Here is a 22,813-nt window from a genome sequence, read left to right on the forward strand (position 1 = left end):
AAGTTAAAAACTATCGAACGAATGAGGAGAGGTTTATATGCAACTCATAACATTCTTACACGAATTTATTAAACATCCGAAACATACTGGTGCAATTGCGCCAAGTTCAAAAATATTAGCAAAGAAAATGGTAGATGTAATTGATTTTAATAAGGCGAAGTGCATCGTAGAGTTAGGGCCTGGTACAGGGGTTTTTACGAAAGAGATTATGAAGAGAAAGAAGCAGGACACAATATTTCTTCTTATTGAAATTAATGAAGTGTTTTGCAAAGAGTTAAAGAGAAAGTTTAAAGATGAGCAGAACGTCATTGTTGTACACGGTTCAGCTGAAAATATAAAGAAGTATATGGAAGAGTTCCATATAGAATGCGTTGATTACGTCTTATCGGGATTGCCTTTCACTTCTTTGCCAGAAGAAGTTTCAAAACGCATTTTAAACAATGTAATGGAAGCGATACATGAGAATGGGGAATTTATTACATTTCAATATTCACTTGTGAAAAAAGGATTTATCCAGCACTTCTTTCCTAAAATTACACTAGAAAAAGTGTGGCTCAATTTCCCGCCAGCTTACATCTTTAGCTGTAAAAAAGAGCTAAGGAGAGCATATGCATAATGGAATTACATGAATTATTATCTTATATTGAACAATACGGTTATTGGGCATTATTTTTCTGTTTATGGTTAGGTATTATCGGTATGCCAATTCCAGATGAAATGATTGTAATGAGTGGTGGATTTGTATCGTCACTAGGAATATTAAGTGTCATTCCTGCATTTTTATTAACGTATTTAGGCGTTGTATCAGGGCTATCTTTGGGTTATATATTAGGAAAAATATTTGGTGCAAAAGTACTTCATAAGCTAATGAAAAAGAAAAAGGCGAAATATCTTTTGAAATCTCAACAAATGGTAGAGAAATATGGTCATTATGCGTTAGTTACAAGTTACTTCATACCAGTTGTAAGACATATTGTACCGTATGTAGTTGGAATGAATAACATGTCATTTCGGATATATGCTTTGTATTCTTATACGACAGGATTTGTTTGGACACTCATTTATTTCGTGCTCGGTTCTTTATTCGGACAACATATTGAAAGAATTGTAGCAGTTGCGATAGAGTATGGCGTGTATTTTGGCGTAATTGTCGTTTTAATTGGCAGTTTGTTTTATGTAAAAAGAAGTGCGGTAGTTAGTAAGTAGAGGAGGCTGTTCCAAAATACATTTTGGAACAGCCTCTTTTGTTGTGCGGTTCTACTGTCAGTTTTTGTTGGTAAGTCGATATATTGAAAAAATTGTCGATATAATTTCATGTACCTAGATGTGGTGCCACGTTTCCTCTACATTAAGAAAAAGTTAAGAAACCGTACGAGTTTTTATTAAGAAATGCGCTCTATACTTAGAAATGTTCTCAAGAAAACATAATGAAAGGCGGAATGTGGAACAACTGCAGGCTTTTTTTATGATTATTGAACTTCTTTTTAAGAAAACATTAAGAAACCCTAGCACTATTTATTAAGAAAATGTATCTATACTGAATTGAATTCTGTTGCTTAAAGAGAACATAGTGAAAATTATGTTCTCTTTCCCCTTTTTATCATTATTTATTTTCTAAAATTCGTTCAATATCATGTACACTTAATTTACTTGCCTTAGCAATCGTTTCAAGTGGTATACCAAGGGCATACATACTTTTAATCATTTGAATTTTTCCCTGTTGAACTCCTTCTTTTCGCCCTTGTTCAATACCTTGTTCAAGTCCTTTTTTCATTCCTTGTTCCATTCCTCGTTCCATTCCTCGTTCCATTCCTCTTTTTATTCCTTCTGTCTCTGCATGGGCGAATTTTGCGGCTTCATCCATTAAAACTTTCTCCCTTGCGTCATAGGCTTGTCGGAAAGAGGAATCTTGACTCATACGTTCCCACTTGTTTATTGCTTTTTGTAAAATAGGGTCTTGGTTCATAGCAATATCCTCCAATAGTTTAGTTAAGTGTTCATCCTCATTTGCTGAAAGCAATAAAAGCCAACGAACAAATGGATCTTTCCACGGGTTTACTTTTTCTTCATGCCATTGTTCTGTTAACTTTTGAATTTCTACAATGTGGATTTCAATGTCGTCACTCAGGAGTTTTTGTTGTTGTGTATTCCATAATATGCTTGTTGTATGGAAGGCTGGGTGTTCCGAAAACATTACGAAGTTTAGTAAGTTTATGGTGATGGTTTTGTGAAGTGCACTGTAGGGCATCCCTTTTTGTAGTTGAGATGTGTATAGTCTTCCCCAATAATATAAACTGCGTTTAACCATATCGTGATTATTATTGAGTTGTATTTCTACATTGACTTTTGTTCCTGTGTCTAATGTTGCTGAAATGTCTAAAATAGATAACTTATCCTCTTCATATTCCCTGTGTAAATGTGGATCTTCTAGTTGTAGAGAAGCAATGGGCGACTCTAAAGACTCTTGTAACATAGCATTTAAAAATGCAATTAGAATATCTTCGCTACCATTCGTACCAAACAATTGTTTAAATGCAAAATCAATGCGTAAATTAACTAACTGTTGGTTGAACAAAGTTTGTCCTCTCCCTTATATGAAGGTACTTCTTTCCTTCATTGTACATAAAAAGAACTAGAGTATGCAAACAAGCCATTCTTCTATTTTTTAGTAGTTTTATTAGAATGTCACAGGTAAGTATGGTTATGTTATACTCTAGTGAAATTAAAAAAATATTTTTGTTTATATCGGGGTGAAGATGATACATATGCAAAAAGATATTTTAAAACTATTAGATAAAAAGCAAAGTAACTATGAATTTTCTGCCTTTGATAATGAATATATGGATATTTCACAAGTGAAATTCTCTCTTTTCTTTAAAGATAATAAAGATTGGTTAATGGTATTTCAGGTTGTCGGTGTAGGTTCATTAGGTGTATGTAATGATATTCAAGTATATGGAGATAGAATAAACCATTCAATTGGTGATGATGGAATTTTGCAATTAAATGATGGAGATTATGAATTATTTGATGATGAAGGTGAATTTATACCGAATATTTATAACGGCAGTTTCAAAATTCGCGAGCATCATTTTGAATATGAATTTACAGAAGAGGATTATATAAATAATGGAATAGAAGTACAAACGACAGAGCATTATCCAACATACTTCATGCGTATGCTTGCTACTAATGAGGAAGCTAAAAAATTATTGTGGTGGGACAAAGAAGAAATTTTAGAAGAGTTCGGTTTAGAAGGCGACTGGGAAGTAGCGTATGAAACGGAAGAATGGAAACATGTTGAAGACGAAAAAGTAAGTGAAAATGAATTCTTCCAATCAGTAGCCGCTGCAATAGAGAAGAAAGATCCAAGTGTTATTGTGAATGAAAATGCTAATACGCATTGGAGAAATTGGATAGAGTTTGATTGTGACTGAAAAGGATAGGAGAAAGAATAACAAATGAAAAGAAGAAGAAAATCCGGAGAAAAAGTACAAATGCATCGTTTTGCACTACCTCTATGCTACGGAAGTGAAGCACCATATTATTATTACGAGGTAGCGCCCCACGAAAGAGAGGAACGCTTCCATTTAACATCAGATCTTTGTGTAATGGATGATGAACATTATTTTATTAGAGGATGTTTAGAGATCCCTATCACTGATTATCACGAAAAATTCATATGGACTGTGTGGGTATCACTTAGTAAAGAAAGTTATGATGAAGTATTAGAAAAGTGGGATGAGAGAGGCCGAGAAAATAGTGATCCTTATTTTGGTTGGTTATCTGTAGAAATACCAGTTTATCCAGAAACACTAAATTTAAAAACAAATGTACATATAAGAGAAGTTGGAATGGCACCGTATGTTGAATTAGAGCCAACCGAGCATCCTTTAGCGATCGAACAAAGAAATGGAATTACTTTAGAGAGAGTTAAAGAAATAGAGGAAATGATTCAACGACATAACTAGATTAGAAGAGAAAAAACGAGTGCTAGCACTCGTTTTTGCTTTACACAACCGCAGGATTATAAATCATTGTAAAGTGTCCTGGTAATAATTCAATGTGACAAGGTGTATGAAGCGAGCTTTCTCCATCTGTATCTACTTCTTTTTCTTCTTTCGTTTCAATATGAATGGATTTCGCTTTTACGTGGAAGATGTCATTTTCATTTGAGTCTTCAAATAGTTTCTTTCCGATGTAATCTTTAAATGCTTGAATACCTGTTGATTTGACTACGAAAATATCAAGTGTTCCGTCATCACATTTTACGTTCGGAATAAAGGATGGAATACCACCAAGATATTCACCATTTCCAACCATGACAAGGACAGCTTCGTCTTCATATACTTGTCCGTCATAAGTAATTTTTACTGGGAATGTTTCAGCATTTTTTACAGTTCGAATTGTGCTTAAATAGTAACCGATTTTACCAAGCTTTGCTTTTTCTTCTGCATCGATATTGTTTGATACTTCAGATACGAGTCCAATGCCCCAGAAGTTTAAGAAATGTTGTCCATTTGCTTTTGCAACGTCAACTGGTTTTACGTGTTCCTTAGTGATAAGTTTTGCTGCTTCTGCAATGTTTTGCGGAACGCCTAGTGTGCGAGAGAAGTCATTGCAAGTTCCGCCTGGAATAATTGCAAGTGTAGGTCTAGTTTCAAGAGGTGCTAAGCCGTTTGTGCATTCAAATACTGTTCCGTCACCACCAAAGACGATAATTAAATCTACTTTACTAGCAAACTCTTGGCAATATTTTGTTGCATCACCTTGCTTTTTCGTATGAAGGATATGTAAGTCAGGAAAAGCTGTGGCAAGAGGTGGTACGATTTTCGTTAAATTTGTATGTAAGTCGCCTTGTCCAGCTTTTGGATTTACGATGAGGAGTACTTTTTCAAATTTTGTTTTTGTCATTTTTCATCTCTCCCTGTTTTTTGTAATGGAAAGAAGGAGCTGTTCCGATGTATTTCAGAACAGCTTCTTCCTATTAATAAGGTGCTAAGATTGTCGGTTATTGTCGGTAAGTCGATATATTGAAAAAATCGCCGATATAATTTGAGTTACGGTCGATATATTTTGAAAATCGCCGATATAAATTTCATGTACTATTGATTTTTTAAGTTATACGATTATTCCGTTACAACCGAAGCAATAAATGGTAAGTTACGATATTTTTCTGCGCAGTCGATGCCGTAGCCAACGATAAATTCGTCTGGAATTTGGAAGCCAACATATTCAGCTTTTAAGTCCACTTTACGACGCTCAGGTTTATCAAGTAGCGTACAGAATTTTAATGCTTTTGGTTTATGCATAAAGAAGTGATCTTTTAAGAAGTGAAGTGTTAAACCAGAATCGATAATGTCTTCTACGACAATTACGTTTTTTCCAGTAATGTTTACATCGATATCTTTTAATAGTTTTACTTTTCCAGTTGTTTCTGTTTGATTTCCGTAGCTAGATGCAGAAATAAAGTCGATTGTTACATCGTTTTTAATGTGACGAATTAAATCAGCAGCGAATACGAAAGAGCCTTTTAATACAGCGATTACTACGATTTCTTCTCCCTCAAAATCACGTTCGATTTGAAGTGCTAGTTCTTTTACTTTTTCTTGTAATTGTTCTTCAGAAATTAAAGTGTCTTTTATTTCAATATTCATTGGAGTCCTCCTACAGTGTAAAACTTGTGAACATTTCGACTGTAAAGGATAGAAAGGAAAAAGTCAAAGGAGATAGTAATTTTTTACAAAATACCGACAAAATCATCTGATGATATGATATACTAATTACATTAAGAAAACGCTTCCATAAAGGGTGATTATAATGAAAAAGAAACAGTACACAACTGTAACATTTATAAAAGCATTACTTTTAACAATTGTTCTTGGATTGTTGGCTTATATAATTGATGTACCAGCGATTCGGATTTCACTAATTGGAATGACTTTAGTATTAGGCGCAATTTCTCATGGTATGATGTCGCAGCTACAAGAAGCTGGACTTGATGATATGAAAGATCATATAGATAAGAAATGAGAAACCTTCACATATGCATAGTGAGGGTTTTTTGTTTCTTACAAAAATGTAAGGTAGTTGTAAGGGAAATCGATAGTTGCATAGTAGTGTTTTGGATAAACTATGGGTGTAAGGTAAAAGGCAAGCATATTTTAGGTAAATTCAGTTTTAGGCACTCTATATGTGAAAAAGGAGTAGGAGGGCATGGAGAAACGTTGGACGACCTTTTCTTTGTTAGCAACTAGCAACACCGTAATGCTAGCTGGCGAGATGGATTTTTTGCACTTGTTTGATCGAGAAGACGATCATTCTTCTTCTAAATTTACAATGAAATGGAATAAATGGAGCGAAAGTTGTAGGTTGGAAGAAGAGGCCCCTAACGAAGCGCAAAAAATTATTTTGACAAACCCTATTAAAGCGTGGGTTGTTCAACGTCGTAAGTGTAACGTCAAAAATCACTTAAAGAAAACTGAGCCGAGACAATTAGTTATCGCTCCGGCCCATTCTACTTCTAAATCACGCGAAAGTAACATGTAAATATTGAGACACACACCCGAAAAAACATCGTATATATTGCGATGTTTTTTTATTTTTCTACAATGAAATCTTTAAATGAAATATATTTCATCTGCATCTTATATTTATATCTCTTGTTTATTCTAGTGATACATCCGATGCGAAGTGATGTAAAACGTATAAAAGGAGAGAAATAAAATGAAAAAGAAACTATTACCGATCTGTGCAATAGCACTTTTAACAGTAGGATATTCTTCAGTAGCAAGTGCGGATACTGGAACAGTAACGAAGGAAGAAGCAACGCAACAGCAGCAAGATAAAGCTAAAAAAGAAGAAGCGATTAAGATACAGCAAAAGAGTGATGCGGAGAAAAAGCAAGCGGCACAAGTACAAGAAAAAAATGATATGGCTAAAAAAGAGGAAGCAATAAAAGCTGAGAAAAAAAGTGAAGAAGAGAAAAAGAGAATAGCGCAAGAACAGTTAAAAAGTGATATGGCAAAAAAAGAAGCCGCAATTAAGGAACAGCAAAAAAATGATGTAGCAAAAAAAGAAGTAGCAAAGCCAGTTGTACAAGGTGAAAAATTACCAAACACAGCTTCTAATAATGTAGCAATGATGGCACTAAGCGCATGCCTTGTAGGGCTAGGGACATTATTTGGTTTGAATCGTCGCAATAAAGTTAAGGCGTAAATAAAATATTCTCCTATAAAGAATGGAATAATTTCATATATTAAAAATGGTAGGTTATTCCTACCATTTTTGGCATGGAGGGATGAAACATGAAGTTACTCAATTATATCGGTATCATATTGATGGCTATAGGGCTATTTATGGGATCATATTACGCTATAGAATGGTATAAAGGAAAAAGCTCTGCTCAGCAACTGACAGAAGAAGAAATAAAGAGTCTTAACAATATACAACATAATCAACTTTCACATGAAACACCCGTAACTTCTCAAGTGCCTTCTTCTCAAACAGAGCATAAAGAAGGAGAAAAGGTAGCGATGTTACATATACCGAAAATAAAAAAGAAGTTTTCTATATATTGGGGAGCAGATGATGCAACGCTGAAAAAAGGGGTTGGAATGTTCGTTAGTGACGTAACGACAACACCATCTGGAGGGGGACATACTGTACTAAGTGGACATCGAGATACTGTCTTTACAGATTTAGGAGAGTTAAAAGAAAGAGACACTCTTATTTTAGAGTATGATAATAAAACTTACACATATGAAATTCAAAAAACATGGATTACTCATGCGGATGATCGTACTGTTATTATAAAAAAAGAAGAACCGATATTAACACTGACAACTTGTTACCCATTTGATTATATAGGGGATGCACCAGATAGATATATTATAGAGGCGAAGTTAACTGGCAGTTATTCAAAGTGAAATTATAGTTTCTGAAAGCGAGAGGGGGATATATAAGTTATGTCAAAAAACATTTTAATTGTTGAAGATGAAGACATATTACGTGAAATATTAAAAGATTATTTTTTAAGTGAACAATATGTAGTGTTTGAAGCGAGGGACGGGAAAGAGGCTTTAGTTGTATTTGAAGAAGAAGAGGTTGATTTAGTTATTTTAGATATTATGTTGCCAGAACTCGATGGATGGTCTGTTTGCCGAAGGATTAGGAAGACGTCCGAGGTGCCTATTATTATGCTGACGGCACGTGTAGATGAAGACGATACGTTACTTGGTTTTGAACTTGGAGCAGATGACTATGTGACGAAGCCGTATAGTCCTCCAATTTTATTAGCAAGAGCGAAACGATTATTAGAAAGTAGAAAAGCATCGAAGAAACCTTTAGAGAACGAAGATGATACGTTATCGATTCATGGCATCCATGTCCATTTTCCGTCGCGTACTGTTACTGTTGATGAGGCAGATGTTAGTTTAACGCATACGGAGTTTGAAATATTGGTGTATTTCATGAAAAATCAAGGAATCGTTTTAACGCGAGAGCAACTCATTTCAAGAATTTGGGGATATGAATTTGCTGGCGATGATCGAACGGTTAATAGTCATATTCGTAATTTAAGAAATAAATTAGGAGAGAAAGCAAAGTACATTACAACTGTAGTACGAACTGGTTATAAATTTGAGGGAAATGTATGAGAAAAGGAATTGTACTAAAATTATTTACTCTTACAACAGCATTATGTATGTTGATTTTAGCGACGATATTTATTGGACAAACGATATTTTTTAAACAATATTATGCGAATCGAAAAGTGGAAGATATTAAAGTAAATTTAAATTCCTTTGAGAAGAATTATTTAAACTACACAGGAAACGTAGAAGGAATTCAGAAACTTGAGCAAGACTTTTTAAGAGAAAATAATACGTGGATTACGACATTAGATAAGAACGGGAATTTAAAACACGCAGATGATTTTTATTTTGAAGTAACAATAGATCGTAGGCAACAAAAGAGCTTTGGACAACAAATATTCAAAATTCCCTTAGGTAATCTCGTCAATATAGAGGAAATTGATAATAAATTATCAGAGCAGTTTTTAGGACAAGAAATTTATTTTTCTGGAGTGAGAAAAGAAGATAGTTTTATTCCATTCTCTTTTTCTTTATCTAAGCAGAATTTAAGCGGATCTAATAAACCGTTAGAAAAAGCATTTCAGGAGAAAATAAAATTAGATGAGGAGAAAAAGAGAGCGGCTGGGGAGCAACTTGCTAAGGAAAAGAAACCAGCTGTTCAGGAAGAAGCTGCTCAGGAATTAGGCGTTTACATAGGAGGACGTGTTACAAAAGTACAGTTACCAGATATAAACGGTCCTGTGAATCCAATTTATAAAAATAGCATATTTTTAGATAATATTAAGGGTTTTCAAACCGATTTATTATTAAAAGAAAGCAATAAAATACGATATACAACACAAACAATGGACTATGAAAAAAATGATATTAAATATAAATTATTAATGAAACCAATAAAAGAAAAAGACGGATCAGTAACATATATTTATGCGATGGCTTCTTTACAGCCCGTAGATGAAGCTGTACAAATGGTGCAAGATTATTACATCTATATCATTGCATTTGTAGTCGTTCTTATTTTTTTAGCTTCGTTCTATTACTCAAAACAAATTGCCAAACCGTTATTAAAAATAAATGATACGACGAAGAAAATAGCACAATTAGATTTTACAGAAAAAATACCGATTACTTCAAAAGATGAAATTGGAGATTTATCGAAAAATATTAATGTGCTATCGAATAAACTCAATTCGCATATTGGACAGTTAGAAGAAGATATTGAAAAGGAAAGAAAGTTAGAAAAGACGCGGAAAGAATTTATTTCTGGTGTTTCGCATGAATTAAAAACACCGCTGAGTATTATGAAAAGCTGTATTTCTATTTTAAAAGACGGGGTAGCTGAGCATAAAAAAGAGTATTATTTTCAAGCGATGGAGAGAGAAGTAGACAAAATGGATACATTAATTTTGGATATGCTTGAGTTAGCTAAATTTGAGTCAGGTACATATAAAATGAAAAAGGATCCATTTTATATTGATGCTGTAATTGAAGAGATATGTGAACACCTTTCTGTAGAAATAGAGAAAAAAGAACTTCGTGTTCATAAACATATAGGTCCATTTGAAGTAGTCGCAAATCAAGGACGGATTGAACAAGTCATTGTGAACTTCATTACAAATGCGATACGTTACACACCAAATAAAGAAGAGATTATTATTTCTACAATAGATGAAAAAAATCGTATAAAAGTATGTATTGAAAATAAAGGTACTCACATTGAAGAAAAGCAATTAGATAAAATTTGGGATCGTTTTTATCGCGTGGATGCAGCTCGTCAGCGTTCGCAAGGTGGAACAGGTCTTGGGCTTGCCATTTCAAAGAATATTTTAGAACTACATGATGCTGAATATGGAGTAAAGAATACAGAAGATGGTGTATTATTTTATTTCTACTTATTGAAAAAAGCGTAGATGATGCATGCTACGCTTTTTTAATTTATTTTCATATTATCTTTACCTAATCTTTATTTTTAAGAGATATAATCTGGTTAGAAAATGAGGTTATGTAAGGAGTAGATTAGCCGTGAATAGCAATTTACTAGGTATGGTAGTATTTATTTTTCTTTGCGCATTTATTGTATTTTTAATTGATATTACGATATGAAAAAAGAGCGCTCATTAAGCGCCCTTTTTGTTTGCATTTATTTGATAAGCATTGATGCTCTTGAATAAGCGTGGTGAAGTAAGGAATAAAAATATAAGTAAAACGGTACATAGAATATAGGAACCAATCATTGTACTACCATTTACGATTAATGAATATAGCACAGCTGATTGACCTTTCGGTGCATATTGTCCCCAGAAAATGATACCGGCAATAAAGTGACAGAAGTAGCGGGCAAAGCTACCGATAAATGTAGCAAGGATAATATAAGCAAGGACTTTCTTTCCTTCGTTTTGTTTTGATGAAGGTTTGTCTTTACGGCTACCTAAACTTGATTGTTCTAAGTTATTTTCATTAGAAGTTAAAAGTGCTTTTTGAATTGGACGATAGAATAAGCCAGCAAATCCGATAAAAGCAAAGGCAATGAAGTACTCAATGAATGCTTGAACAGGTGTTAAAATGTAAGCATCTCCCACAACAATTTGTAATAGTCCCCAAACTAAACCACCTAAGAAAGCTGATTTAAAGCCCCAGCGGTAAGCAATAATAAAAATAGGAATCATAGCAAATGAAATGGAACCGCCTGTTGGAAGTTTAATTGATAATGGTAAAATATCGATGATCATGGCGAAGGCTGCAAGAATAGCAGATTCGATCATCGCTTGTAAATTGGTGTTACGCATGTTGTCTCCCCCTAAATCCAAGTTGTACAAAAAAGAATAGATATCATAGGAGGATACGAAATACGTAAATACAAAAGAGGTATGTATTTCGGACGTTTGCACAATCCCTGCGTTAGCATTAACTAACAGGTTCGAAGGGTCGGAACGAAGTGTTCCCTCTCAGCGGCATGGCTCCCCCAGTGATAACGAGATTCTTTATTTGCTATTGTTTATTGTAAGCGAAATGGATGAGAATGGCAAACGAATACAGTATGACAATAATTGAAATAGAATTGTAGCGAAATGTTAATAAATATGAAGCAAAAGGGTATAGTACAAGAGAAATAGAGTGTGCTATAATTTTTTTGAAAATAATTATCATTCTCTTCTGAGGGGGAAGGTTATGAGCTTAGTAGATATTAAAATTGGTGAGAAAGTGTTAGTAAAAAGCGTTCAGTCTTTAGATCAATTATTAAAGAGAAGACTGGCTGCTTTTGGTCTTTCTGAAGGAAGCGAACTTCGTATGAAGCAGAAAGCGATGTTCAAAGGTCCTTGTACATTGGAGTGTCGTGGACAGTTAATTAGTATTCGTCATTGTGACGCGAAAATGATAAAGGTGGAATTAGCGTGAATAAGGTAGCTTTGCTAGGGAATCCGAATACAGGGAAAACATCATTATTTAATGCGCTTACTGGTTCTTATGAATACGTAGGAAACTGGAGCGGTGTAACAGTAGAAAAGAAGGTTGGTAAATTAAAAGATAAGCAAGGAACATTAATTGATTTACCAGGTGTGTATGATTTAAATCCAGTTTCGCGTGATGAAGGTGTTGTAACAAACTTTCTATTAACAGAAGAATTTCAGCATATGTTAAATATTGTAGATTCTTCGCAGTTTGAACGAAATATGCATTTAACGTTGCAATTACTTGAATTTGGTAAGCCCGTTTCAATTGGTTTAAATATGATTGATGTGGCGAAGCAAAGAGGAATTGTCATTGATGTAAAACGATTATCAGAACTATTAGGTGTAACAGTCGTTCCTGTCGTTGCAAGAAGTGGAAAAGGCTGTGAAGAATTACTTGCGACTCTTAAAGAAAATGACAAAAACGAGAAAAAGCCATTCATTATTTCATATGGTGTACGAATGGATGAAGGAATTGGAGAAGTAATTGCTCTTTTAGAGACAGCAAATTATGAGCATCCAAGATGGTTAGCCCTTCAATTTTTAAGTAATAACGAAGTAGTAGAAAAAGAAATGAAAGCATTACCGATCTATAAGGAACTCATAGCCATTCGATCTCGCTTAGAAGAAAAACTTGATTGTACGTTGGAGGAACATATTTACAAAACTCGTGAAGCGTATATTGAAAAGTTAAAAACAAATGTTATGAAGCATGAGAAAGAAGGAAAAATTCCTTTTTCAGAAAAAATTGATAGATTAATTACACATAAAATTTTAGGACTTCCAATCTTTTTAGCAGTTATGTTTTTTATTTTTCAGGTTACGTTTACGTGGATTGGAACACCTTTATCGGAGATGTTAGATGAGTTTTTTGCTGGACAGCTTACGGATTGGGTGACAGCTGGGCTTACAAGTGTTGGGGCTTCTGATTTTATTCAAGCACTCGTTACAGAAGGTATTATTGCTGGTGTTGGTGCCGTATTAGTATTCGTTCCACAAATCTTTGCACTATTCTTTTTCATTTCATTATTAGAAGACTCAGGATATATGGCGCGAATTGCAGTTGTTATGGATAGAATTATGGAGTTCTTCGGTTTAAACGGAAAAGCGTTTATTCCGATGATTATCGGTTTTGGATGTAATGTTCCAGGTATTATGGCAGCGAGAACGATTGAACAAGAAAAAGAACGTTTACTTACAGTTCTTGTAACACCATTTATGTCTTGTTCGGCACGTTTACCTGTATATGCGTTATTTGCGGGAGTATTCTTCCCTCATAGTCAGGCAACTGTTGTGTTCTCCCTATATGTTGCAGGGATTGTCCTTGCGTTATTAGTTACAAAAATTATGTCTCTTACCATTTTAAAAGCGGAAAAATCTATTTTCGTTATTGAACTACCACCTTACCGCGTGCCGCAAGCGAAAACGTTATGGCTAAGTACGTGGGAGAAAGGGAAAGGATTTGTTCGTAAAGCAGGTACATTTATCTTTGGTGGTTCTGTTGTCATTTGGCTATTAAATTATGCAGGTCCATCAGGATTTGGTGTTGATATGGGAGACAGTTACTTAGCAATGATTGGTGGATTTATCGCACCACTATTTGCACCGCTTGGTTTTGGAACGTGGCAAGCTGCAGCTTCCCTTTTAACAGGATTTTTAGCGAAGGAAGTTGTCGTTTCTACAATGGCCATTATTTATGCAGTGAAAGAAGATGTGCTTGGAAATGTAATGGGAGCACATTATACAGCATTATCAGCTTATGCATTTATGTTCTTTATTTTATTATATGTTCCGTGTTTAGCGACGGTAGCTGTTATTAAACGTGAAACAGGATCAGCGAAATGGACGATTTTCTCAGTCGTGTATCCACTCGTAGTTGCTTATGTATTAACGCTCATTATATACCAAGTTGGATCCCTACTCGGATTCTAGAAGGAGATGTATTGTGATGATGGTCAATATTATAATTGGAGCTATCATTTTTGGTTATGCAGCATACACGTTAGTTAATTTTGTAAAGAGAAGTAAAAAAGGAAAATGCGCGGCATGTTCTTTAAATAAGTCATGTCAGTCGAATACTTGTAGTCCGGATATGGAGCAAATTGCTCATAAATAGAAAAAAGCCTTTCGAATTTGAATTGAACCCAAAAAGTTAGACAAATATATTAAGCAGCTAGCTACTAAGGATTGAACTCTGTATTGCACAGGGGGCAATCCTTTTAGTTTTGCTTTAATTCTTTTGTGATTGTAGTAATAAATATAAGTTTCTAGTTCTTGCTTAAATTGTTCCATTTACTGCTTGTATTTTATCCTTTGAAGAAAATTTAGCCATTTAATTATGTGTCTAACAATTGGAGTGCACTTCATTACAGACATTCTTTTTAATCTACTTCAATATCTCGGCCTTCTGTCATCATTTTATTTCTCCAAAGCAAAAGTAATCTCCTAAATTCTGAAGTTTCTAATTTACATTGATTATTTGGTGGGCTAATGTAATAATTAATCGCGCTTGTATATTTAGGTTCAATAAATACAGCAGCAGCATTGTATTCTAGTTCATAACTAGGGTACTTTCCCTCTACGACATGGTCTAAAACTTCTATATATTCATCCGCTTCATCTTCATCTAGGTTTTCTATAAAGTCAGATACAATAGCAATTTCTTTTGGTAAACGAATTCTTAGTCCACCAAATGGGTCACGCCAAAATTCATGTGAATAATTCATTAATACAACCTCACTATCTTCTCGTATATTTTGGATAAGCAGTGGTAATTTCTCCATTTTCAATAATCATCTCAACCTTAAATCCAGAAGAAGTTTGCCCTACGTATTTATTTAGAGCGATTTGAACACGATTGGTATATGCTTCTTTAATAGAATCAACTACCTGGACTCTATTCCAATCCTTAGGGAAAAATGCACCTCCAATTGTTAATTATGTGTCTAACAATTGGGGTGCACTTCATTTCGTGAAGCTTTTTTGTTTTACTTTTTAATTTTTACAAGTTGTGATGATTCTACACCATTCTTTCCAGGGAACTCTTTACTTGGATCTTTATCGAATTTTAATACACCTACAGATTTTTCTTCACCTTTTACATTTCCGTAAGTTGCATCATCAACAATTGCGAACATGTCGGCATATGCACGGCCACTTCCGATAATTGTGTTGCCTTCATATTTTAATTTTGCTCCATCAAGTGTAGCATTTTCTACTTTTTCTTTAGCAAATAATACACCTTGCTCTGCTGTTACAGCTGGTAATTTATCAAGTGGTTTCGTGTCGTCTTTTGCATCCACTTTGTTAAGTAATTCTTTCTTCACCAGTTCTTCACCAGTTTTCTTATCCATGACAAGAACTTTTTTACCTTCTAATGTTGTCATTTTCATTTTATAGAAGTCTTTTTCTTTCACTTCTTTTTTGTTCTTATCTGTAATTTGTTGAATTTGTTCTTCTGATCCGTACAGTACAAAACCGTTTGCTTTATCTCCTAATAAAGAACAACCTGATAATGCTCCGAATGAAATTGCTGCTGCTAATCCGATTCCTACTAATTTTTTCATGATGAATTTCTCCTTTTATATGTTTTATAGTCAATACATTTTTGTATTAGTTCTGAAATGATGAGAAGCTTGTTCGTTGCTTCTGGTATTAGTGTATAAGAAATATTGCAACGTAACTATCGAGTTAGCTTACAGTAACATTACAATAATGTAATTTAGTGAAAGTGCATAAAAATAAGTTAATTCTCACAAGGATTAATGAGAATATATTAGGAATACAATATTTTATATGGAATGTCATATTATAATGGATGTATTTTGGAAATAACATGTAAGGACATATTAGTTTTGTTATAATAAACACGTAGGCTGTAAAAATGAATATTCTTTACTGTTAAGGGAGATTTTTCAGTTTTCCAAGTAGTGAATTTGAAATATGAGGTATATCATAGGAGGAATTTAGATGTCTGTATTTAAACGATTAAGAGATTTAACAATGTCGAATGTATATTCATTAATTGAAAAAGCGGAAGACCCAGTTAAGATGACTGATCAATATTTACGCGATATGCAAGCGGATGTACAAGAAGCTGAGAAAAGTGTAGCAGCTCAAATTGCACTTGAGAAGAAATTCAAAATCTTATTTGAAGAGCAAGAAGCGCTTGTGAAAAAACGTGAAGAGCAAGCTCATATGGCTGTTCAAGCTAACAACTTAGATCTTGCGCGCCGTGCATTAGAAGAAAAACAAAATGCAGAGCAAAAGATGAATGAGTATAAAGCAAGCTATGAGCAAAACAAAGTTGCTGCTGATAATCTGCGCCTGAAGCTAGAAGAAATGCGTAAGCAATTAACTGAGCTGAAAAATAAACGTGAAACACTTGTAGCACGTGTAAATGCGGCGAAAGCACAAAAGAATATTAATCAGGCGATGTCTGGATTTGATTCAAACTCAGCAAAAGCTGGTTTAAGCCGTATGGAAGAGAAAGCTCTTCAATTAGAGGCTGAAGCAGAAGCGAGCGGTGAAGTGTATAAAAAAGAAAAATCATTAGATGATGAATTCGCAAGCTTAAACAAAAATTCTGCTGTTGACGATGAATTAGCTCGTATTATGAAGCAGTATGAGAAATAATATAGAATAGAGACAAATGAACCGACATGTCTAAACAAATTCATGTCGGTTTTCTATTACCCCGCATTAACGGGCAGTAAGACTCCCACCTTTACTTTTTGTGAAAGCAGAGAGGTGGGGGGAGATCTACTGCCCGTAAATGCCCGATTGGTTCAACTAATAATCAGCGGGGAATGAACACCTCCCCACTGATTAAAGTTTCACTTTATATTTAGAGGAGGTTTTGCAATGACATGGACAAATGTATTAGCGATGCTTGTATGGACTGGAGCGAGTGCAATACTTTTATTTGCAATTATGTGGGTTGATTCAATTTTTACTAAATACAATGATTTAAAAGAAATAAAAAATGGGAATACAGCAGTAACAACTCGTTTCGTTATGAAATTATTTGCGCAAGGGTACATTTTATCTCAATCGATAACGAAAGCAAATGACTTATGGCAAGCGCTACTTGCATCAGCAGTTTCTTTCGTTATTTTATTAGTGGTAGAAATGTTTATCGAATTTGTGTTAAAGAAAATGGCTGGTTTAGATTTAGAAGAAGGTACGAAAGAAGGCAGTGTTGCTCATGCGATGTTGGCCGGATCATTACATATTGTTGGTGCACTTATTTTAGGTGCGTGTTTATAAAGAGAGAAGGAGGGGTAGATCATGAGTTTATTTAAACGAATTAAAAATATAATGAAAAGCCCAGAACCACCGAAACCAGAGAAAAGTTTGTTAACGTTAGCTCCTGGCGATATGGTTGAAGTTTCATTAGTCATGTATGAATTAATTGGGAAAACGAGTATGCATTCTCGTAAAGAAATTGTTTTAACACTGCAAGACGGGAAAGATATTCGTTATTTAAAAATTGAAGACCGTGAAAATACGTATTACAAATTGTATACACCAATTGATGGTCGTTTAGATTCAATTGATGAAATTCCAACGACAATTGAAATGGATGATACAGAGTACCATATGGAAGAGCAATATAACGGACGGGTTGTTGTGATGGGAAAAACACCATTCTCAGCTTCAGAAGAACAGTATGTATGGGAGTTCCAATCAGATAATCGAAAATTATTGCGTATTGAATGGCAAAATGGTCGCACAATGATGTATGAGGGAGAAGCAATTATTCCTGCTGATGTACAAATTATAAGAGCAACGTAAGGGGGCGTAATCATGTCAAACCGATTGTTTACCATGATTAAATCGTTCGTGATCCCTATACTTGCTATCGTTACATTACTTGTTGTTGCTGGATATGCCTTATCAGGTTGTCAGGGCGGGCAGACAAAGTCGATTCAAGACCGTTATCCGCTTGAATCTGTCGCAAAGGAAGGTAAACAAGAATCTTACGTGTATAGGGCCGCCAATCGGTCAGTTCCTGAAGTCGCGAAGGAACTCATGAATGAAAGAGAACCGAAGCAAGCATCTAAAGAAGACGAAAATCAAATGTTCCTCGTTTATTCTGATAAGATTTATAATCTGCAAAAGGATAAAGAGAAGCCATCTGATACGTTAATTGAAATAAGTAATAAAGAGTTTGTCCGTCAAAATTACCAACCGTCCTTCCTGCAAGGATATATTATGGGTAGTATATTAAATGATATATTCGGTTCACGAAAATCATCGTACGGTGATTATCGCGGATATAATGACAGACAAAATCATAAACCAGTTATTCCAGAGAGACCGCCTACGAAAGAAGAAAAGAAAACCCCGCCTCCAATTACGAAGGAAGGGAAAGGGTCTATCATTAAGCGTGGCGATAATGTAGATTCGAAATCTTCTGTAGGAGATACAGGAAGTATTACGAAAAAAGGAAGCAACACGCCTCCGCCTTCTACTGGAAGCAAAGGGAAAATAACGAAAAATCCAGGTGGTTCAAGCGGATCAGATGTGAAGCCAAAATCATCTATTAAAACGCCGCCAAGGAATACATCTCCCCCGAAAACGAGGGTCGGAGGTTCAGGAAAGATTACGAAGAGAAGATAGTGTAGAGACTGAAAAGTGGAATTTGCTTTTCGGTCTTTTTTCATCCTGGGAATTAATTCCTTATAACTGGTACAATTAAGTTATAAGGAGGGGATAGTATGACTATGTATAAAAGATTTAGTGTAATTATGTTCCTCGTATTATTCTTAAGTTTGTTCATTAGTACAACGATGAAATTTCACTTTGTAGTAGGTATTTTATGGATACTATGTACATGTGCCCTTTTTCTGTATGTTCCGCTTCGTTTCCAACATGAAGTGCCAGCCTTTCAAAAATACGTGGCATGGATTAAGAGCGGGGGAAGATGGGGGGAGTAAAAATATATCGACCACAACTCCAAATATATCAGCGATTATTGGAATATATCGACCGCAACTCCAAATATATCAGCGATTATTAGAATATATCGACTTACCGACAAAAATTGACAACAATAAAAGAAGAGGGTGTGCCAACATATTGGCACACCCTCTTCTTTCATAATGATTAATGAATATCACGTTTCTTAAAGTTACCGCCTTTTACTTCTGCTACGTCATAAACTGTAATAAAGGCGTGTGGATCGATTTCATTAATAAGTTCTTTCATTTTACTTTCTTCTAAACGGTTAATTACACAAGAAATTTCTTTGAATTTCTCTCTAGAATAACCGCCGTATACTTCGTTATATGTTGCACTTCGGCCTAAACGATCACGAATTGTTTCTACCATCAATTCAGGCTCTTTCGTAATGATTTTAAATGCTTTCGAACCACTTAAACCAACTTCAACGATATGAATCACTTTCGAAGCAATAAAGTAAGCAATTGCCGAAAGGATAGCTCCTTGAAGGCCGAATACGGTTGATACGAAAATGAATACGAACATGTTTAAGAATAAAATAAGGTCACTCGTTCCAAATGGTAACTTACGAGAAAGCAATACAGCTAGCATATCGATTCCATCTAATGCCCCGCCGTTACGTAATGCTAGTCCCATACCAAAACCGATGATAATACCACCAACAACTGTAACTAATAATGTATCGCCTTCAATAATAGCTGGTATTCCGTGCATGACAACGGTACCTATTGCTAATGAAGCAATCCCGATAATGGAATAAATAGCGAAGCTTTTACCGATTTGCTTATATCCTAACCAAACGAAAGGAATGTTAATAATTGCAATTAGAGCTCCTAATGGCAATCCAAATAATCTTGAACTAACGATACTTAAACCAGTTACACCACCGTCTGATACGTTATTTGGAATTAATACCGCTTCTAATCCGTACGCTGTGATAAATGCCCCAATAATAATCATCAAAGCTTTTGAAGCGATTTTAAGCTTATTGGGCTTGTTTTTCATAATTTTCTCCATGTAATTTCCTCGTTTCAAACTAGTTTCTTATTTGTCACATCATTCACACTTAAATTTTATTTTAACATTTTATTTGAAAAATTTCTCCTTTAATGGATGTATGCAGGGAATATTATGACCATATTAACTTTAAAATATTTTTGAAATGAGTATAAGAAATCCCATCCTTTCAAAGGATGGGATGCTATTAAGAAATGATAAAACTAAGTACGGATAGGAATAAAAAGAATCCTAAAACAGCTCCGCAAACTTTCATATGACGTTTACGTCCCATTACGACAATCGCGACATATTCGCGAATCATCGCATTAGGCCAGTAATAAAATGCAGTTTTTGATCCGATTCCTTGGCTATTAAGACCTGCTTGTCTTGCATATATACCAGCGCGGAATAGATGGAAGTTGTTCGTTGTAAAGATACTATTATACTTACCTTCAGGTTTTAAAGAATCCATAATTTCTTTAGAGAATAACATATTTTGATATGTGTTTACAGAGCGATTTTCTTGCACTGTATGTTCAAGCGGAATTCCTTTTTCAACAGCGTACTTTTGCATCGCTTCTGCTTCTGGAAGACCTTCATCTGGACCTTGTCCACCAGAGAAAATAATTGTTGGTGGCGTATTTACAGCGGCTTGTTTCCAGTAAAAGTCGATTGCTTTATGAATACGACTGGCAAGTAAAGGTGGTACTTTATCATTAATTAATCCGCTACCAAGAACGATAATGAAATCTTGATTACGTCTTGGTCTGTTGAATTGGTATAAAAAGTACGCGCTTAAGAAGTTAGATAAGTGTATAAAGAAATATACGCTTATAAGAGAAATACCTGCAAAAATAGGCTGGAAATGTGATGAGACTAAACTTGCTGGATTTATAATAGGAAGTAACATAAAGAATAATATTCCTAAAGCAGCAAGGAGTGTTAAACAGTTAGTGAAACGTCGTCCTTCGCGCTTCATTAAAATTCTAGCATTCAGAAATAACCCAAACATTAAGGCAATAACGCCAAAAGGAATCATAATAATAAGTGCTAAAATAGGTAAAATGATAATATAGCGTAAGACATCACTACTTGAATTTACAGATATAATCACACAAAAAAGAAGGAAAAAACAGATAAAGGTATTAAATAAAAAGCCGTTTATTATTTTTCGTGGATCTTTTAAATAGGAGATAAGAAAAATAATAAACAGTATAAGAGGGATAATTCCGAAATACAGCATAAATATAGTACACCTCGACTTGTATAAGAATTTGACATACCTTTTATATTACATGATTTTATAATTGAAAATGAAAGAAAAAATGATTTAGAATTTTCTCAATAAAATATATGGATACATATGTTACAATATATTCAAAGCGATATATTAAAAGTAAAGTGGTTGAAGAGGCACTCAATGGAGTGTCTTTTCTTTTTTGTATGTAATTATGCATATTAGATTTATTTTCAAGTGAAGAGGATTAAAATATAGGTGGTAGACATACTTTATAAAACAGAATGTAATACAAACATTTCCCTCTACTTTTTGTATCTAACAATCGTATAACAATAAATAATTCTGTTTTATAGTGTCTGTTTATGAAAGGCGTCTTCTTTGAAGGCCCTTTTTTTATTTAGTATAGAATGTTTTTACTGTTTGCATAGTGGAAACTATCTATACTAAACATTAGCAATCTTCCGTATAAACATTATCAATTTACTATATATTCCAGCGGTGTTAACCTACATATGAAAGGCTTTCTTTTTCAAAATATTACCCCTAATAAATTTTTGAAGAAGTCAACTGTCTCCAAAATTGCCATTCATGCTTAACAAAAAAGAATCCTGCAGGATTCTTTTTTGTGTTCGACAGAATATGACAAAATACATTTGAATAAATTGTTATATTGTTAAATGGTTATTATGGAAAGAGAAGGAGACTTAAGTATGAGATTTAAAAAATTAATTTTAACAGGTGCACTTGTTGCAACTACAGCATTTACTTCAATTGGAACAGCGGGGGCAAGCGCAGGTTTTAAAGATGTTCCAAACAATCATTGGTCTTATAAAGCAATTATGGATTTAGCAAATAAAAACGTTGTTGCTGGATACGGAAATGGGATTTTTGGATTTGGTGATAATGTAACGCGTGAGCAAGTTGCAGCTCTTATGTTCCGCCATTTAAAACCGACAGTAAAAGAACAGTATAACAATCCATATAAAGATGTTACGGATCGTTCAACTATGTTTAAAAAAGAGATTCTTGCTTTAACAGAGATGGGCGTATTCGTTGGAGATAACACAGGGAAATTCAGACCGAAAGATGCGTTAACTCGTGAAGAAATGGCACAAATTTTGACAAGAGGATTTCAATTGCAAATTAGAGGGGATCATAATTTCCCGGATGTAGATAGAAATGGATGGGCGAATCCTGCAATTACTGCAATTAAATCAAATTATATTACAGCTGGAACTGGTGACGGTACATTCGCACCTAAAATGCATGTAAGTCGTGAGCAATATGTTCAGTTCTTATATAATGCAACGTTACCATTTGAAGAAAGACCAGGAGCAAAACAACCACAGCCGAAACCAGAACCGAAACCAGAAGTAAAGCCAGATCCAAAACGGTTTGCTAACTGTAAAGAGGCAAACGATGCGGGATATTATGACATTACAAGAGATAGTCCATATTACGGTAAGCATTTAGACCGTGATGGCGATGGAATTGCTTGTGAGAAAAAGAAAAAAGGTAAATAAGAAAAAGCACTCAATTTGAGTGCTTTTTCTTATGGAGACATG

The 22,813-nt window shown here is 34.5% G+C and carries 28 protein-coding genes, 1 pseudogene and 1 riboswitch; of the genes and pseudogenes, 19 read left to right on the forward strand and 10 right to left on the reverse strand.

Annotated elements, in window-relative coordinates:
* Positions 1-37 precede the first annotated feature (37 nt).
* Both MR070_RS21160 and MR070_RS21165 read left to right on the forward strand, forming a co-directional pair.
* Positions 38-616 carry a class I SAM-dependent methyltransferase gene (locus MR070_RS21160; protein WP_070807043.1) on the forward strand — a complete coding sequence of 193 codons (579 nt, stop codon included), beginning with the start codon at positions 38-40 and terminating at the stop codon, positions 614-616.
* Positions 616-1,206: a DedA family protein gene (locus MR070_RS21165; RefSeq protein WP_242261951.1), complete on the forward strand. Its 591-nt coding sequence runs from the start codon at positions 616-618 to the stop codon at positions 1,204-1,206. Before MR070_RS21160 ends, MR070_RS21165 begins: the two co-directional genes overlap by 1 nt.
* A 397-nt stretch (positions 1,207-1,603) precedes the next feature.
* Here the strand turns inward: MR070_RS21165 and MR070_RS21170 are convergent, their stop codons facing one another.
* Positions 1,604-2,575 (reverse strand): Rpn family recombination-promoting nuclease/putative transposase, encoded by a 972-nt coding sequence (locus MR070_RS21170; RefSeq protein ID WP_242261952.1) that lies wholly within the window; start codon positions 2,573-2,575, stop codon positions 1,604-1,606.
* A gap of 190 nt (positions 2,576-2,765) precedes the next feature.
* Between MR070_RS21170 and MR070_RS21175 the strand changes: the two genes are divergently transcribed.
* Together MR070_RS21175 and MR070_RS21180 are read left to right on the forward strand one after the other, a co-directional pair.
* A complete protein-coding gene (locus MR070_RS21175) occupies positions 2,766-3,437 on the forward strand; it encodes a DUF7003 family protein (protein ID WP_242261953.1) in 672 nt (223 codons plus the stop codon).
* Between the two features lie 24 nt (positions 3,438-3,461).
* The gene (locus MR070_RS21180) at positions 3,462-3,971 is read left to right on the forward strand and encodes a DUF2199 domain-containing protein (protein WP_242261954.1); all 510 of its coding nucleotides are present in this window, start codon (positions 3,462-3,464) and stop codon (positions 3,969-3,971) included.
* Positions 3,972-4,011: 40 nt separating this feature from the next.
* On the opposite strand, the gene MR070_RS21185 is transcribed toward MR070_RS21180, so the two are convergent.
* Together MR070_RS21185 and hpt are read right to left on the reverse strand one after the other, a co-directional pair.
* The gene (locus MR070_RS21185) at positions 4,012-4,914 is read right to left on the reverse strand and encodes a diacylglycerol/lipid kinase family protein (RefSeq protein ID WP_242261955.1); all 903 of its coding nucleotides are present in this window, start codon (positions 4,912-4,914) and stop codon (positions 4,012-4,014) included.
* 215 nt (positions 4,915-5,129) lie between these two features.
* Positions 5,130-5,657: a hypoxanthine phosphoribosyltransferase gene (gene hpt / locus MR070_RS21190; protein ID WP_001019304.1), complete on the reverse strand. Its 528-nt coding sequence runs from the start codon at positions 5,655-5,657 to the stop codon at positions 5,130-5,132.
* Positions 5,658-5,817: 160 nt separating this feature from the next.
* On the opposite strand from hpt, the gene MR070_RS21195 reads away from it, so the two are divergent.
* From MR070_RS21195 to MR070_RS21220, 6 genes are all read left to right on the forward strand, one after another.
* Complete coding sequence (locus MR070_RS21195) at positions 5,818-6,033, forward strand: hypothetical protein (RefSeq protein WP_002156638.1); 216 nt, start codon at positions 5,818-5,820, stop codon at positions 6,031-6,033.
* A gap of 183 nt (positions 6,034-6,216) precedes the next feature.
* Positions 6,217-6,549, forward strand: coding sequence for a hypothetical protein (locus MR070_RS21200; protein WP_138320892.1), 333 nt, complete (start codon positions 6,217-6,219; stop codon positions 6,547-6,549).
* Positions 6,550-6,726: 177 nt separating this feature from the next.
* Positions 6,727-7,218 carry an LPXTG cell wall anchor domain-containing protein gene (locus MR070_RS21205; protein WP_138320894.1) on the forward strand — a complete coding sequence of 164 codons (492 nt, stop codon included), beginning with the start codon at positions 6,727-6,729 and terminating at the stop codon, positions 7,216-7,218.
* 89 nt (positions 7,219-7,307) lie between these two features.
* Entirely contained in the window at positions 7,308-7,928 is a 621-nt protein-coding gene (locus MR070_RS21210; RefSeq protein ID WP_044793610.1) for a class D sortase, read from the forward strand.
* 39 nt (positions 7,929-7,967) lie between these two features.
* Complete coding sequence (locus MR070_RS21215; protein WP_000041848.1) at positions 7,968-8,657, forward strand: response regulator transcription factor; 690 nt, start codon at positions 7,968-7,970, stop codon at positions 8,655-8,657.
* Entirely contained in the window at positions 8,654-10,504 is a 1,851-nt protein-coding gene (locus MR070_RS21220; RefSeq protein WP_138320896.1) for a sensor histidine kinase, read from the forward strand. The genes MR070_RS21215 and MR070_RS21220 overlap by 4 nt, the downstream gene beginning before the upstream one ends.
* A gap of 207 nt (positions 10,505-10,711) precedes the next feature.
* On the opposite strand, the gene thiT is transcribed toward MR070_RS21220, so the two are convergent.
* On the reverse strand, positions 10,712-11,380 hold the full coding sequence (gene thiT / locus MR070_RS21225) for an energy-coupled thiamine transporter ThiT (protein ID WP_044793606.1): 669 nt from the start codon (positions 11,378-11,380) through the stop codon (positions 10,712-10,714).
* A gap of 86 nt (positions 11,381-11,466) precedes the next feature.
* Positions 11,467-11,568: riboswitch (TPP riboswitch) on the reverse strand.
* Positions 11,569-11,762: 194 nt separating this feature from the next.
* On the opposite strand from thiT, the gene MR070_RS21230 reads away from it, so the two are divergent.
* Genes MR070_RS21230 through MR070_RS21240 form a run of 3 tightly spaced genes read left to right on the forward strand, consistent with a single transcriptional unit; the run spans position 11,763 to position 14,159 of the window.
* Positions 11,763-11,990: a FeoA family protein gene (locus MR070_RS21230; protein WP_000060519.1), complete on the forward strand. Its 228-nt coding sequence runs from the start codon at positions 11,763-11,765 to the stop codon at positions 11,988-11,990.
* A complete protein-coding gene (gene feoB / locus MR070_RS21235; protein ID WP_242261956.1) occupies positions 11,987-13,975 on the forward strand; it encodes a ferrous iron transport protein B in 1,989 nt (662 codons plus the stop codon). Before MR070_RS21230 ends, feoB begins: the two co-directional genes overlap by 4 nt.
* A 16-nt stretch (positions 13,976-13,991) precedes the next feature.
* Entirely contained in the window at positions 13,992-14,159 is a 168-nt protein-coding gene (locus MR070_RS21240) for a FeoB-associated Cys-rich membrane protein (protein WP_000989595.1), read from the forward strand.
* A 56-nt stretch (positions 14,160-14,215) separates the two neighbouring features.
* On the opposite strand, the pseudogene MR070_RS21245 reads toward MR070_RS21240, so the two are convergent.
* From MR070_RS21245 to MR070_RS21260, 4 genes and pseudogenes are all read right to left on the reverse strand, one after another.
* Positions 14,216-14,335 (reverse strand): annotated as a pseudogene (locus tag MR070_RS21245) (IS3 family transposase); the annotation flags it as partial.
* Between the two features lie 89 nt (positions 14,336-14,424).
* Positions 14,425-14,826 carry a hypothetical protein gene (locus tag MR070_RS21250; RefSeq protein ID WP_242261957.1) on the reverse strand — a complete coding sequence of 134 codons (402 nt, stop codon included), beginning with the start codon at positions 14,824-14,826 and terminating at the stop codon, positions 14,425-14,427.
* Positions 14,783-14,974 (reverse strand): EndoU domain-containing protein, encoded by a 192-nt coding sequence (locus tag MR070_RS27155; protein ID WP_313933832.1) that lies wholly within the window; start codon positions 14,972-14,974, stop codon positions 14,783-14,785. The genes MR070_RS21250 and MR070_RS27155 overlap by 44 nt, the downstream gene beginning before the upstream one ends.
* A gap of 56 nt (positions 14,975-15,030) precedes the next feature.
* Positions 15,031-15,609, reverse strand: a complete 579-nt coding sequence (locus MR070_RS21260) for a lipoprotein BA_5634 family protein (protein ID WP_000737463.1) — start codon at positions 15,607-15,609, stop codon at positions 15,031-15,033.
* A gap of 403 nt (positions 15,610-16,012) precedes the next feature.
* Here MR070_RS21260 and MR070_RS21265 point away from each other — a divergent pair, with 403 nt between their 5' ends.
* The 5 genes from MR070_RS21265 (at position 16,013) to MR070_RS21285 (ending at position 18,984) form a co-directional block, all read left to right on the forward strand.
* Positions 16,013-16,678 (forward strand): PspA/IM30 family protein, encoded by a 666-nt coding sequence (locus MR070_RS21265; RefSeq protein ID WP_000110282.1) that lies wholly within the window; start codon positions 16,013-16,015, stop codon positions 16,676-16,678.
* A gap of 228 nt (positions 16,679-16,906) precedes the next feature.
* Positions 16,907-17,311, forward strand: a complete 405-nt coding sequence (locus MR070_RS21270; protein ID WP_000220319.1) for a DUF350 domain-containing protein — start codon at positions 16,907-16,909, stop codon at positions 17,309-17,311.
* 21 nt (positions 17,312-17,332) lie between these two features.
* A complete protein-coding gene (locus MR070_RS21275; protein ID WP_000051759.1) occupies positions 17,333-17,839 on the forward strand; it encodes a DUF4178 domain-containing protein in 507 nt (168 codons plus the stop codon).
* A 12-nt stretch (positions 17,840-17,851) separates the two neighbouring features.
* Positions 17,852-18,667, forward strand: coding sequence for a DUF4247 domain-containing protein (locus MR070_RS21280; protein ID WP_242261958.1), 816 nt, complete (start codon positions 17,852-17,854; stop codon positions 18,665-18,667).
* A 98-nt stretch (positions 18,668-18,765) separates the two neighbouring features.
* Positions 18,766-18,984 carry a hypothetical protein gene (locus MR070_RS21285; protein WP_242261959.1) on the forward strand — a complete coding sequence of 73 codons (219 nt, stop codon included), beginning with the start codon at positions 18,766-18,768 and terminating at the stop codon, positions 18,982-18,984.
* 169 nt (positions 18,985-19,153) lie between these two features.
* Here MR070_RS21285 and MR070_RS21290 read toward each other — a convergent pair whose 3' ends face one another.
* Together MR070_RS21290 and MR070_RS21295 are read right to left on the reverse strand one after the other, a co-directional pair.
* Positions 19,154-20,026, reverse strand: a complete 873-nt coding sequence (locus MR070_RS21290) for a YitT family protein (RefSeq protein ID WP_000411467.1) — start codon at positions 20,024-20,026, stop codon at positions 19,154-19,156.
* A 187-nt stretch (positions 20,027-20,213) separates the two neighbouring features.
* Entirely contained in the window at positions 20,214-21,251 is a 1,038-nt protein-coding gene (locus tag MR070_RS21295) for a YdcF family protein (protein WP_242261960.1), read from the reverse strand.
* Between the two features lie 707 nt (positions 21,252-21,958).
* On the opposite strand from MR070_RS21295, the gene MR070_RS21300 reads away from it, so the two are divergent.
* Positions 21,959-22,771, forward strand: coding sequence for an S-layer homology domain-containing protein (locus MR070_RS21300; protein ID WP_044793601.1), 813 nt, complete (start codon positions 21,959-21,961; stop codon positions 22,769-22,771).
* The last annotated feature ends 42 nt before the right edge of the window (positions 22,772-22,813 follow it).

This window comes from Bacillus cereus group sp. BfR-BA-01453 (assembly GCF_022662915.1).
Taxonomy (GTDB): domain Bacteria; phylum Bacillota; class Bacilli; order Bacillales; family Bacillaceae_G; genus Bacillus_A; species Bacillus_A paranthracis.